The sequence below is a fragment of the Pseudomonas indica NBRC 103045 genome (assembly GCF_002091635.1).
Classification (GTDB): Bacteria; Pseudomonadota; Gammaproteobacteria; order Pseudomonadales; family Pseudomonadaceae; genus Pseudomonas_M; species Pseudomonas_M indica.
In genome coordinates this window covers 1-11885 of sequence record NZ_BDAC01000010.1, presented here as the reverse complement: position 1 = coordinate 11885, position 11885 = coordinate 1, and the positions used below count along the sequence as shown (strand labels likewise).

Genomic DNA, 11885 nt, shown 5'->3' with positions numbered 1-11885 from the left:
AGGTTTCCGGCAGTTTAGGCCGTTCGCAGGCGGGTGGGTTCCCCAGCGCTCGCTATCGCCGCGATAGGCCTACCAGCGCGCGTGGGTGGCACCGAGCCAGCCAAGGGCGCCGTCGACCGGCACGCACTCGCCGCCGGGGCCGCGCAGCGTACCGTCGAAGTGGCCGAACCACTGGCTGGTATCGGCATGGAACAGGCCGAAACGCGGCCGGGCATGGTGGCGCTGGCGCGGGGTGAAGATCAGGTCGACCCGTTCGTCTGGACTGGTCAGGCGCCAGCAGGTCAGGGGGCTGCCGGGGATTCGCTCGATCTCGACCGGGCAATCCAGCGGCAACAGTTCGCCGCCGAACCAGAGGGCGTTCTCGCTGAGGCCGCTGCCGTCGTTCCAGCCGGAACCGAAGTTGCCGGCGATGCCGCCGGGCGCGGCGAAGGCGGCGCGTGTCCAGTGGCTGTGCAAGGGCCAGACGCCACGGCCGAAGTCCAGTGCGGCGAAGCTCTGTCCGGGCACGCACTGATAGTGCTTTTGGCCCAGTTGCACGCTGCCGCTGGCCGGAAGGCCGAGCTGGCGGCTGGTGGCATGGAAGCCGCCGCTGGCGAAGGGCACCACCAGGTTCACCGAGTCCAGATGCGCGGGGCGCTGGATATCCAGGGAAACCTGCAGGGGCTGGCTGCCGATGTCCGGTGCGGCGACGGTAAGGCGTACCCGACCGGGCTGCTCGTCGGCCTTCAATTGTAGGCGGGGATGGTCGAACGCGTGGCTCTCGATGGGGGTGTCCGGCAACCAGCAGCCCCGGGCGAAGGGGCGGACCTGCGAGTGGGCGGCGCCCTGGCCGGTCTCCAGGTCGAGGAAATAGGCGGCGCCATATCCCACATAGTCGAAGTCGGCGACGGTCAGGGCCAGCATCCAGTGCGGCGTGGTGATGCACCAGTGGTTCCAGCGCTTGCGGCGGCCGATGGGGCCGGGCAGGGCGCAATGGACATGGGGGCGGGCCGACCAGCCGACGGCCTTTGGGCACAGCTTGCCGCGAGCGTCGCAGAGCGGCTGCGAGGGAGGGGAAACCAGCGGATAGGCGAAACTGTTCATCGGACACGTCCATGTGTGTGCTGAGCCGGGCACGGCGTGCTGCCAACAGCAGCCTGGGTCCGTAGAAGCTTTTCTACAGAGAAGTGGCATCGTGTTTGGCGGCAGAATGCCCAGCCCGGCGAAGCATGGGCAAGTGCTGGCACTTTGGCAACTGATAGGCGGGTGCGTCGGGGCACATTTTTTATGTGAATTGGTGAACAAAGGCGTCATTGGTTGAGGAGGCGGGGCCATCGGGCGCACAATCCGGGGATTCCGCTGTCTAACCCGCCCGACCCTTCGATTGAACTAAGGATTCGCCATGACCCGTTTTCGCGCCCTCTGCGCCGCCGCGCTGCTCGCTTGCGCCGGAGGCCAGGCACTGGCCGACGATGCCAGCCACGCCGCCAATGCCGAGCAGTTCCTCAAGCTGGCCCATGCCGACAAACTGACCGTGCCGGTCTACGCCCAGGTACAACAGATGTTCGCCCAGCGCTTCGCCGAGTCGAAGGCTCCGGAGGCGAAAAAGGCCGTGCTGGAAAGCTACCAGGCCAAGGCCAACGCCGCGCTGGACCGCGCCGTGGGCTGGGACAAGCTGAAGCCCGACATGGTCAAGCTCTACACCAGCAATTTCAGCGAGAGCGAGCTGAAGGACCTGATTGCCTTCTACCAATCGCCGCTCGGCAAGAAGGTCATGGAAAAGATGCCGGCGCTGACCGCGCAGTCCGCCCAGTTGACCCAGGCCAAGCTGGAGACCGCCGTCCCGGAAGTGAACAAGCTGCTGGGCGACATGAACAAAGAGCTGGAGGCGAAGTAAACCGTGGCCAGCATGCGTGAACGTATCCAGACGGCACTGGGCGCCCTGGAGCCCCAGCACCTCGAGGTGCTGGACGAAAGCCATATGCACAGCCGCGGGCTGGAAACCCATTTCAAGGCGGTGGTGGTCAGCCCGGCTTTCGCCGGCTTGAACGCGGTCAAGCGCCATCAGAAGGTCTATGGCACCCTCGGTGAGCTGATGGGGCAGTTCCACGCCCTGGCCCTGCACACCTACACCCCAGACGAGTGGGCGCAGCTGGGCCAGGCGCCGGACTCTCCGACCTGCCGCGGCGGGCACTGAAAGCGGGGTATCCCTCCGCTCGGCCTTTGCCGCTCTGCCGTGTCCCGGATCGCGTTTGCGTCGATTCGGGAGGCGGTTCCTCCGCGTTGTTTTTGCCCGAGCAGCACGAATCTCCCCTCTCCCGTTTACGGGAGAGGGGCCGGGGGAGAGGGATTTGCCTCGCACAGAGGAATGGTCGTGCCAGATAACTCCTATCTACAGCCAATGACCTGCCCGGCAGCAAACAGGGCACTTGATCAGCCCATGAACCGTCGCACAGAGGCTTTCTGATAGAATCCGCGCCGCGTCGGCCCGACCGGCGCTATCGTTTCATCCGGTCCGCCCTTTACGCGGGCGACCACCTGAGGAAAGAGTCCCCATGACCGATAAGATCGTCGTGGCGGCGCTGTACAAGTTCGTTTCCCTGCCGGACTACGTCGCGCTCCGCGAACCCCTTCTGCAAACCCTCCTCGACAACGGCGTGAAAGGCACCCTGCTGCTCGCCGAAGAGGGCATCAACGGCACCGTCTCCGGCACCCGTGCCGGCATTGACGCCTTGCTCGGCTGGCTCAGGCGCGATCCGCGTCTGGTCGACGTCGACCACAAGGAGTCCTACTGCGACGAGCAGCCGTTCTACCGCACCAAGGTCAAGCTGAAAAAGGAAATCGTCACCCTCGGCGTGCCCGGGGTGGACCCGAACCAGCGGGTCGGCACCTATGTCGAACCCAAGGACTGGAACGCGCTGATCTCCGATCCCGAGGTGCTGTTGATCGATACGCGCAACGACTACGAGGTGGCCATCGGTACCTTCGAAGGCGCCATCGACCCGAAGACCAAATCGTTCCGCGAGTTTCCCGAGTACGTGAAGGCTCATTTCGACCCGACCCGGCACAAGAAGGTGGCGATGTTCTGCACCGGTGGCATCCGCTGCGAGAAGGCCTCGAGCTTCATGCTGGGCGAGGGCTTCGAAGAGGTCTATCACCTCAAGGGCGGCATTCTCAAATACCTCGAGGAAGTGCCCGAGGCGCAAAGCAAGTGGCAGGGCGACTGCTTCGTCTTCGACAACCGCGTGACGGTGCGCCACGATTTGTCCGAGGGTGATTACGATCAATGCCATGCCTGCCGTAATCCGATTTCCTCTGAGGACCGCCAGTCCGAACACTACGCGCCGGGCATCAGTTGCCCGCATTGCTGGGACTCGCTCTCCGAGAAGACCCGGGCCAGCGCCCGCGAACGGCAGAAACAGATCGAACTGGCCAAGGCCCGCAACCAACCCCACCCCATCGGCCGCGATCCGCGCCAGCCGTTGGCGTGAAGCGGCCCGGATCGGACCTGGCATGACCGGTGCCTCGCGCACCCGCTGACACAGGAGCTTCCATGAGCGCTCGCCTGCTGTACGTGATGGACCCCATGTGTTCCTGGTGCTGGGGCTTCTCCCCGGTGATGGAGGCCCTGGCCGATCAGGCGAAGGCGGTGGGTGTGCCACTGCACCTGGTGGCCGGCGGGCTGCGCCGCGACCGGGTCGCCATCGATGCGGCGGCACGGGTGCGCTACCTGGCTTATTGGCAGGCGGTGAACGCGGCGACCGGCCAGATGTTCGACTTCGACCGCGGCTTGCCGGAAGGGCTGGTATATGACACCGAGCCGGCCTGCCGAGCCCTGGTCACCGTGCGCAACCTGGACAGCGCCAGTGCCTGGCCGCTGGCCCGGTTGATCCAGCAGGCGTTCTACACCGAGGGGCGCGACGTCACCCAGGCGCCGGTGCTGGTCGAGCTGGCCGAGCGTGCCGGCATTCCCCGCATCGAGTTCGCCGAGGCGTTCGACAGCGTGGCCATGCGCGAGACGACCGCCGCCGACTTCGCCTGGGTGCAGGACCTGGGCATCGCCGGTTTCCCCACACTCCTGGCCGAGCGCGACGGCCAACTCGCATTGCTGACCAACGGCTACCAGCCGCTGGAACAGTTGCAACCGTTGCTGGGACGTTGGCTGGAGCGTGGTGTCCATGCCTGATCGCCTGACCTGGACGGAAATCCGCCGACTCGCCCTGCATCATCGCAAGGCGCTGCTGCTGGCCAACCTGATCGCCGTGCTGGCGACATTGTGCAGCGTGCCGATTCCGTTGCTCCTGCCGCTGCTGGTGGACGAAGTCCTGTTGCGCGACGGCGATGCCGCGCTCAAGGTCATGGATAACTTCCTTCCCGCCGGCTGGCAGACCGCGGCCGGCTACATCGGCCTGATGCTGCTGGCGAGCATGTTGCTGCGCGGTTCTTCGCTGGTCTTCAACGTGCTCCAGGCGCGTCTCTTCGCGCGGTTGTCGAAGGACATCGTGTACCGCATCCGCATCCGCTTGATCGAGCGCCTCAAGCGCATTTCCCTCGGCGAGTACGAAACCCTGGGCGGCGGCGCCGTGACCACCCATCTGGTCACCGATCTGGATACCCTGGACAAATTCGTCGGCGAAACGCTGAGCCGTTTCCTGGTGGCGGCGCTGACCCTCACCGGTACCGCCGCCATCCTGCTCTGGATGCACTGGCAACTGGCGTTGCTGATCCTGCTTTTCAATCCGCTGGTGATCTACGCCACGGTGCAGCTGGGCAAGCGGGTGAAACACCTTAAGAAGCTGGAAAACGACAGCACCTCGCGCTTCACCCAGGCACTGACCGAAACGCTCGAAGCCATTCAGGAAGTCCGGGCCGGCAACCGCCAGGGCTTCTTTCTCGGCCGGCTGGGTTTGCGTGCTCGCGAAGTACGCGACTATGCGGTTGCCTCGCAGTGGAAGAGCGACGCCTCCAACCGCGCCAGCGGCCTGCTGTTCCAGCTCGGTATCGACGTATTCCGTGCCGCGGCGATGCTCACCGTGCTGTTTTCCGACCTGTCCATCGGCCAGATGCTGGCGGTGTTCAACTACCTCTGGTTCATGATCGTTCCGGTGGAGCAACTGCTCAGCCTGCAATATTCCTTCTATGCCGCGGGTGGAGCGTTGGCGCGGATCAACGAGCTGCTGGCCCGGGCGGACGAACCGCAGCATGCCGGGGGTGTCGATCCGTTCAAGAACCGCGACACGGTGGGGATCGAAGTCCGCGGGCTGCGCTTCGCTTATGCGGAAGAGCCGGTGTTGGATGGCCTCGACCTGTCCATCGCGCCGGGGGAGAAGGTGGCTATCGTCGGTGCGTCCGGTGGCGGCAAGAGTACCCTGGTGCAACTCCTGCTCGGCCTCTACACCGCCCAGGCCGGGAGCATCCGCTTCGGCGGTTCGACCCTGGAGGAAATCGGCCTGGAGACCGTGCGCGAGCACGTGGCCGTGGTGCTGCAGCATCCGGCGCTGTTCAACGACACGGTGCGCGCCAACCTGACCATGGGCCGCGAGCGCAGCGACGAAGCCTGCTGGCGTGCCCTGGAGACCGCCCAGTTGGCCGAGACCATCCGCCAGTTGCCGCAGGGCCTGGACAGCATGGTCGGCCGTTCCGGCGTGCGTCTTTCAGGCGGGCAACGCCAGCGCCTGGCTGTTGCCCGCATGGTACTCGCCGAGCCCAAGGTGGTGATCCTCGACGAAGCCACTTCGGCCCTCGACGCCGCCACCGAATATGCCTTGCACCAGGCCATGGCGCGTTTCCTCGAAGGGCGCACCACGCTGATCATTGCCCACCGCCTGTCGGCGGTGAAGCAGGCCGACCGGGTGTTGGTGTTCGACGGCGGCAGCATCGCCGAAGACGGCGACCACCAGCAGCTGATCGCCGAGGGTGGGCTTTACGCCAAGCTTTACGGTCATCTCCAGCAGTAGCCGGACCGCGCCGGTCGCGGTTTTCCGGCTTCGTCTGCGGCAGCCTGTCGCACCGCGTTGTAAAAAAAACCTTACGCCTGTTGTCGTGCCTATACAGCCGCTGCTGGGTCTTGGATCGCTGTAAAGAAAAATTGCCGGATAGGAGCATGAGGAGTCGACGAGAGCCTCCAGCCTCGTCTTGTTCCGTCTCCACCCCTCGGTTGTGATGACAGAGCCCACTTGCGTGCACCGGGCAAACTCATAACAAGAGGAGGCGCAATGAACGCCGTGTCCAAGATCGAACAGCACAATCCCATCGGCACCGACGGTTTCGAGTTCGTCGAGTTCACCGCGCCGACGGCGGAGGGCATCCAGCAGCTGCGCGAACTGTTCACCGTCATGGGCTTCACCGAGACCGCCCGGCACCGTTCCAAGGAAGTCTTCCTGTTCCAGCAGCACGACATCAACTTCGTACTCAACGGCAGCCCCAGCGGGCATGTCCATGCGTTCGCCGAACAACACGGGCCGAGCGCCTGCGCCATGGCCTTCCGGGTGAAGAACGCGGCCCAGGCCGCCGCCTATGCCGAGGCCCAGGGCGCGACACTGGTCGGCAGCCACGCCAATTTCGGCGAGCTGAACATTCCCTGCGTCGAAGGCATCGGCGGTTCGCTGCTGTACCTGGTCGACCGCTACGGCGAGAAGACCATCTACGACGTCGACTTCGATTTCATTCCGGGGCGTAGCGCCAATGACAACGCCCTCGGCCTGCAACAGATCGACCACCTGACCCACAACGTCCGCCGTGGCCAGATGGACACCTGGGCCGGCTTCTACCAGCGCATCGCCAACTTCCGCGAAATCCGCTACTTCGATATCGAGGGCAAGCTCACTGGCCTGGTCTCCCGCGCCATGACTGCGCCCTGCGGCAAGATCCGTATCCCGATCAACGAGTCGGCGGACGCGAACTCGCAGATCGAGGAATTCATCCGCGAGTACCATGGCGAGGGTATCCAGCACATCGCCCTGTCCACCGACGACATCTACGAGACGGTGCGCCGCCTGCGCGCCAACGGCGTGGAGTTCATGACCACGCCGGATACCTACTACGAGAAAGTGGACAGCCGTGTGCCCGGCCATGGCGAACCGCTGGCGCTGCTGCGCGAGCTGAACATCCTGATCGATGGAGCGCCCGGCGACGACGGCATCCTGCTGCAAATCTTCACCCACACCGTGATCGGGCCGATCTTCTTCGAGATCATCCAGCGCAAGGGCAACCAGGGCTTCGGCGAGGGCAACTTCAAGGCGCTCTTCGAGTCCATCGAGGAAGATCAGATCCGCCGGGGCGTGCTCAAGGGGTGAGGAGTAGCAGCGTGAGGGGGGAGGGGAGGTTGGCCGTTTCGTCCTCTCCATCATTTTCAGGCTCGATTCAGGAGAAGCAGCCGACGTGTTGACCTTGTATTCCTACTGGCGCTCCAGCGCCGCCTACCGGGTGCGTATCGCTCTCAATCTCAAGGGTCTGGTCTACCGCCAGGTACCGGTACATCTGGTGAAAGACGGCGGTCAGCAGCACGCCGCCGAGTACCGGGCGCTCAATCCGCAGGAACTGGTGCCGCTTCTGGTGGATGCCGGCTCCGGGGCGGGCGAGGCTCGCATCGCCCAGTCCCTGGCGATCCTCGAATACCTGGAAGAAGTCTTCCCGGTGCCGGCGCTGCTGCCGGCCGATCCGGTGCAGCGGGCCCAGGTGCGCGCGCTGGGGTTGCACATCGCTTGCGACATCCATCCGCTGAACAACCTGCGCGTGCTGCAATACCTCAGCGGCCAACTGGGGGCGAGCGACGAGGCCAAGAACGCCTGGTACCGGCATTGGGTGGACACCGGGCTGGCGGCGGTCGAGGAGGGGCTGGCGGCATTCGCCGGTCGTCTGTCTCTCGGCGAGCGGCCGGGCTACCTGGAAGCCTGTCTGATTCCGCAGGTGTACAATGCTCGGCGTTTCGACTGTGACCTCACTGCGTACCCACGCATCCTCGAGATGGTCGCGCGCTGCGAATCCCTTGAGGCGTTCAGGAACGCCGCTCCGGAGGTGCAGCCCGACGCTCAATAAGGTTTACCCGCCTTGCATTCCGCCGCGTCACGAGCGCGGCGGGTCCGATTTACGTCACAGACAAAAACAAACAGGTGACGCATGACCCGTGAAAAACCGAAGAACCTCTGGCTTTCGCGCTGGGGCTTCATCCTCGCTGCAACCGGCTCCGCCGTGGGCCTCGGCAATATCTGGAAATTCCCCTACATCACTGGCGAATACGGCGGCGGCGCCTTCGTCCTGATGTACCTCGCCTGCATCCTCGCCATCGGCATCCCGGTGATGATGACCGAGATCGCCCTCGGCCGGCGCGGCCGTGGCAGCCCCATCGACGCCATCGCCCGGGTGGTCCGGGAGAACGGCAGCAACCCGCTGTGGCGCGGCGTCGGCCTGATGGCCATGCTGGCCGGCTTCATGATTCTCTGCTTCTACGTGGTGGTGGCCGGCTGGGCCTTCGCCTACACCTGGAAAATGCTCGATGGCTCGCTGGCCGCGACCAGCGTCGAGGCGCTCGGCCAGGTCTTCGAGCAGCACAACGCCAACCCCTGGCTGCTCGGCGGCTGGAGCGTGCTGGTGGCGCTGCTGACCCTGTGGATCGTCGCCAAGGGCGTGCAGAAGGGCATCGAGAATTCGGTGCGCTGGATGATGCCGGGCCTGGCCCTGATGCTGCTGATCCTGGTCGGCTACGCCTTCACCAGCGGCAGCTTCTCCGAAGGCTTCGCCTTCCTGTTCAGCTTCGACGCTTCCAAGCTGACCGGCGAAGCGCTGCTGGCCGCCCTCGGCCATGCCTTCTTCACCCTCAGCCTGGCGTCCGGCGCCATCCTCACCTACGGCTCGTACATCCCCGACGGCCAGTCGATCGCCCGCACCACCTTCATGGTGGCCATCGCCGATACCTGCGTGGCGCTGCTCGCCGGCCTGGCGATCTTCCCGGTGATCTTCGCCAACGGCATGAGCCCGGCCGCCGGTCCCGGGCTGATCTTCATGAGCCTGCCGCTGGCCTTCCAGCAGATGCCGTTCGGCACGGCCTTCGGCGTGCTGTTCTTCGCCATGGTGTCCATCGCGGCGCTGACCTCGGCGATCTCCATGATCGAAGCCACCGTGGCCTATCTGAACGAGAAATACGGCATCAGCCGGGTCAAGGCTGCCATCGGCTCCGGCGCCGTGCTGCTGGTGATCAGCCTGCTGGCCATGCTCTCGTTCAACCTGCTGTCCGGCTGGACGCCGCTGGGCAAGAACTTCTTCGACTGGCTGGACTACCTCACCTCGCGCTGGATGATGCCGCTGGGCGGGATTTTCATGGTCGTCCTGGCCGGCTATGCGCTGCGCGGCGAGATCATGCGCGACGAACTGAACCTGCCGCCGGCCGGTTATGCGCTCTGGCTGTTCATGGTGCGCTACGTCAGCCCGGTGCTGATCATGATCGTGTTCCTCCATGCCCTCGGCTGGCTGGGCTTCGATCCGCTGGTCCGCTGGTACTGGATCGCCGGCGCCATCGGCCTGCTGGCGATTCTTGGCGAGTTGTTCGCGCCGCGCGTGAGGCTGGTGCTGGCCAATCGCTGACCGCGTAATAAAAAGAGAAAGGGCGCACAGTTACTCTGTGCGCCCTTTTTGTTTTTCGGCCGCTAAACTCTGCCGCCTTGCTGCCGATGAAAAGGCAACGAAGGGTCGGCCATGAGCGGCCCTTCTCACATCATTCGCCCTGCGCCGGATTCATCCGCCTCCATCACGAGGCGAAAACAGGGGTCGCCAAGCCCCGATCGAAGGAGTTGTTATGTTGCGTTCCGCTTCTCGCGTGTTTGCCGATCTTGCCGTGGGCAAGAAACTGCTGTCCGGCTTCGCGCTGGTCCTGTTGCTGACCATCGCCGTGGCCGGCACCGGGTTCTATGCCGTGAACGCGATCTTGGAGCGTTTCTCTCACAACGCCCTGCTGGCGGAAGTGGATGTGGAGATTGCCCAGGCACGGCGTTTCGAAAAGGATTTCGCGCTGACCGCCAAGGCCGAGTCGGCCCAGCAGGTCCGCGAGCGGCTGGCGACGGTGCGCGAGCGGCTGGAGCAGTTGCGGAAAACCACGTCGGCAGGCAACCGGGAGCGGGTGCAGCGCATGGACGACGCCAGCGCCAGCTATCTGAATCAGTTCGAGCGGTTCGTCAAGCTGTTCGACGAAGCCCGTGCGGCACGCATCACCATGGGGGAGGCGGCCGCCGAGGCGCGTGACCAGTTCGAAGTCATCGAGCTGGACATGTACGACGCGGTGCGCGAGCTGCGCCTGCAAGGCGACCGCCTGCGCGGCAGCGATCCGCTGACCCTCGCCGAAACCGCGTCCGGCCTGAGCAAGCGCATGCTCGACCTGCGCGGCAACGAAAGCCTGTACATCATCGACGGCTCGGAAGAAGCGCTGAAGACCTGGGCAGAGGTCTATGACGACCTGAAGAGCGTGGCGAGCAGCCTGAAGGTCTGGCTCGACGACGACCAGAAGCGCTCCATCGATACCGCCCTGGTCGCCCTCGACAGCTACCAGAAGGCTTTCGACAACTACCACCGGCTGCGCGTCGAGAGTCGTACCAGCGAAGCCGCGATGGTCGAGCAGGCACGCGCGGTCATCGGCTTGGTGGACGAGGCCCAGGCCAACGAGCAGGCCGAGATGCTCGGAGAGCGCCGCCAGGTCTACGCCCTGCTCGGTGGCATGAGTCTGGGTGCCGTGCTGCTGGGCATCTGCGCCGCGCTGCTGATTTCCCGGTTGATCGTCGGCCCGCTGCGGGAGACCGTCGCCTTTGTCCAGCGCGTCGCCCAGGGCGACCTGACCCATGACCTGCGCATGGAACGACGCGACGAACTGGGCCAACTGATGAGCGCCATGCAAAGCATGACGGTGAGCCTACGCACCTTGGTTGGCCGCATCGGTGGCAGCGTCGGCCAGATCGCCAGTGCCGCCGAGCAATTGTCGGCAATCACCGCGCAGACCAGCCAGGGCGTACAGACGCAGAAGCTGGAAACCGAACAGACCGCCACCGCCATGCACGAAATGGCAGCCACGGTGCAGGAAGTGGCACGCAACGCCGAACAGGCTTCCCTGGCCGCGCGCGATGCCGACCGCGAGGCGCAGCAGGGCGACCAGGTGGTACGCGAGGCGGTCGGCCAGGTCGGTCGGCTGGCCGACGAAGTGGAGCATTCCGCCGAAGCGCTCCAGCAATTGCACCAGGAGAGCAGCCGTATCGGCAGCGTGCTGGAGGTGATTCGCAACGTTGCCGAGCAGACCAACCTGCTGGCCCTCAACGCGGCCATCGAAGCGGCGCGGGCCGGCGAGCAGGGCCGTGGCTTCGCCGTGGTGGCCGACGAAGTGCGTGCCCTGGCCCGGCGCACCCACGACTCCACCCAGGAAATCGAGACGCTGATCGGCACCCTGCAGCAGATGGCCCATCAGGCGGTGGAGCAGATGGATGCCAGCCGCAGCCTGACCCAGCGCACCGTTGACCTCGCCGGCCAGGCCGGCGCCGCGCTCGGTCGGATAACCCAGGCCGTATCGACTATCGAGCAGATGAACCAGCAGATCGCCGCCGCTGCGGAAGAGCAGAGCGCCGTGGCCGAAGCCATCAACGAGAGCGTCACGCGGGTGCGCGATATCGGCGAGCAGAGCGCCTCGGCCAGCGAACAGACCGCCGCCTCCAGTGCCGAACTGGCGCGACTGGGCATCGAACTGCAGGGTCTGGTAGGGCAGTTCCGGACCTGATCTCTCCCGGCGGACCTCGGCGTGGGGAGCGAATCCGGATCGTTCCCACGCTCTGCGTGGGAACGCAGCCTTGGACGCTCCGCGTCCATTTCAGTGCGCAGACGCGGAGCGTCCTGACAGGGGTTCCCACGCTGAAGCGTGGGAACCATCAAACCGCTTG

At 65.1% G+C, this 11885-nt stretch carries 10 protein-coding genes and 1 pseudogene; 10 read left to right on the top strand and 1 reads right to left on the bottom strand.

Going from position 1 to position 11885, the window contains the following annotated elements; genetic code table 11:
* Nucleotides 1–69: 69 nt before the first annotated feature.
* Nucleotides 70–1083, bottom strand: coding sequence for a DUF2804 domain-containing protein (locus PIN01S_RS13180; RefSeq protein WP_084336137.1), 1014 nt, complete (start codon nucleotides 1081–1083; stop codon nucleotides 70–72).
* Between the two features lie 298 nt (nucleotides 1084–1381).
* Between PIN01S_RS13180 and PIN01S_RS13175 the strand changes: the two genes are divergently transcribed.
* From PIN01S_RS13175 to PIN01S_RS27595, 10 genes and pseudogenes are all read left to right on the top strand, one after another.
* Nucleotides 1382–1876 carry a DUF2059 domain-containing protein gene (locus tag PIN01S_RS13175; protein ID WP_084336136.1) on the top strand — a complete coding sequence of 165 codons (495 nt, stop codon included), beginning with the start codon at nucleotides 1382–1384 and terminating at the stop codon, nucleotides 1874–1876.
* Between the two features lie 12 nt (nucleotides 1877–1888).
* A complete protein-coding gene (locus PIN01S_RS13170) occupies nucleotides 1889–2176 on the top strand; it encodes a BolA family protein (protein ID WP_084336135.1) in 288 nt (95 codons plus the stop codon).
* A 358-nt stretch (nucleotides 2177–2534) separates the two neighbouring features.
* Entirely contained in the window at nucleotides 2535–3470 is a 936-nt protein-coding gene (gene trhO / locus PIN01S_RS13165) for an oxygen-dependent tRNA uridine(34) hydroxylase TrhO (protein WP_084336134.1), read from the top strand.
* A gap of 62 nt (nucleotides 3471–3532) precedes the next feature.
* A complete protein-coding gene (locus PIN01S_RS13160; RefSeq protein ID WP_084336133.1) occupies nucleotides 3533–4165 on the top strand; it encodes a DsbA family protein in 633 nt (210 codons plus the stop codon).
* On the top strand, nucleotides 4158–5936 hold the full coding sequence (locus PIN01S_RS13155; RefSeq protein WP_084336132.1) for an ABC transporter ATP-binding protein: 1779 nt from the start codon (nucleotides 4158–4160) through the stop codon (nucleotides 5934–5936). The genes PIN01S_RS13160 and PIN01S_RS13155 overlap by 8 nt, the downstream gene beginning before the upstream one ends.
* A gap of 258 nt (nucleotides 5937–6194) precedes the next feature.
* Complete coding sequence (hppD, locus tag PIN01S_RS13150) at nucleotides 6195–7274, top strand: 4-hydroxyphenylpyruvate dioxygenase (RefSeq protein ID WP_084336131.1); 1080 nt, start codon at nucleotides 6195–6197, stop codon at nucleotides 7272–7274.
* Between the two features lie 85 nt (nucleotides 7275–7359).
* Nucleotides 7360–8016, top strand: a complete 657-nt coding sequence (maiA, locus tag PIN01S_RS13145) for a maleylacetoacetate isomerase (protein ID WP_084336130.1) — start codon at nucleotides 7360–7362, stop codon at nucleotides 8014–8016.
* Between the two features lie 81 nt (nucleotides 8017–8097).
* Nucleotides 8098–9558, top strand: a complete 1461-nt coding sequence (locus PIN01S_RS13140; RefSeq protein ID WP_084336129.1) for a sodium-dependent transporter — start codon at nucleotides 8098–8100, stop codon at nucleotides 9556–9558.
* Nucleotides 9559–9769: 211 nt separating this feature from the next.
* Nucleotides 9770–10867 (top strand): annotated as a pseudogene (locus tag PIN01S_RS27600) (HAMP domain-containing protein); the annotation flags it as partial.
* On the top strand, nucleotides 10844–11725 hold the full coding sequence (locus PIN01S_RS27595) for a methyl-accepting chemotaxis protein (protein ID WP_438269536.1): 882 nt from the start codon (nucleotides 10844–10846) through the stop codon (nucleotides 11723–11725). The pseudogene PIN01S_RS27600 and the gene PIN01S_RS27595, both read left to right, overlap by 24 nt.
* The last annotated feature ends 160 nt before the right edge of the window (nucleotides 11726–11885 follow it).

Excerpts from the sequence above, each read along its gene's own strand:
- PIN01S_RS13180 (WP_084336137.1), bottom strand. The coding sequence starts at position 1,083 with ATGAACAGTTTCGCCTATCCGCTGGTTTCCCCTCCCTCGCAGCCGCTC.
- PIN01S_RS13175 (WP_084336136.1), top strand. The coding sequence starts at position 1,382 with ATGACCCGTTTTCGCGCCCTCTGCGCCGCCGCGCTGCTCGCTTGCGCC.
- PIN01S_RS13170 (WP_084336135.1), top strand. The coding sequence starts at position 1,889 with ATGCGTGAACGTATCCAGACGGCACTGGGCGCCCTGGAGCCCCAGCAC.
- trhO (WP_084336134.1), top strand. The coding sequence starts at position 2,535 with ATGACCGATAAGATCGTCGTGGCGGCGCTGTACAAGTTCGTTTCCCTG.
- PIN01S_RS13160 (WP_084336133.1), top strand. The coding sequence starts at position 3,533 with ATGAGCGCTCGCCTGCTGTACGTGATGGACCCCATGTGTTCCTGGTGC.
- PIN01S_RS13155 (WP_084336132.1), top strand. The coding sequence starts at position 4,158 with ATGCCTGATCGCCTGACCTGGACGGAAATCCGCCGACTCGCCCTGCAT.
- hppD (WP_084336131.1), top strand. The coding sequence starts at position 6,195 with ATGAACGCCGTGTCCAAGATCGAACAGCACAATCCCATCGGCACCGAC.
- PIN01S_RS13140 (WP_084336129.1), top strand. The coding sequence starts at position 8,098 with ATGACCCGTGAAAAACCGAAGAACCTCTGGCTTTCGCGCTGGGGCTTC.
- PIN01S_RS27595 (WP_438269536.1), top strand. The coding sequence starts at position 10,844 with ATGAGCGCCATGCAAAGCATGACGGTGAGCCTACGCACCTTGGTTGGC.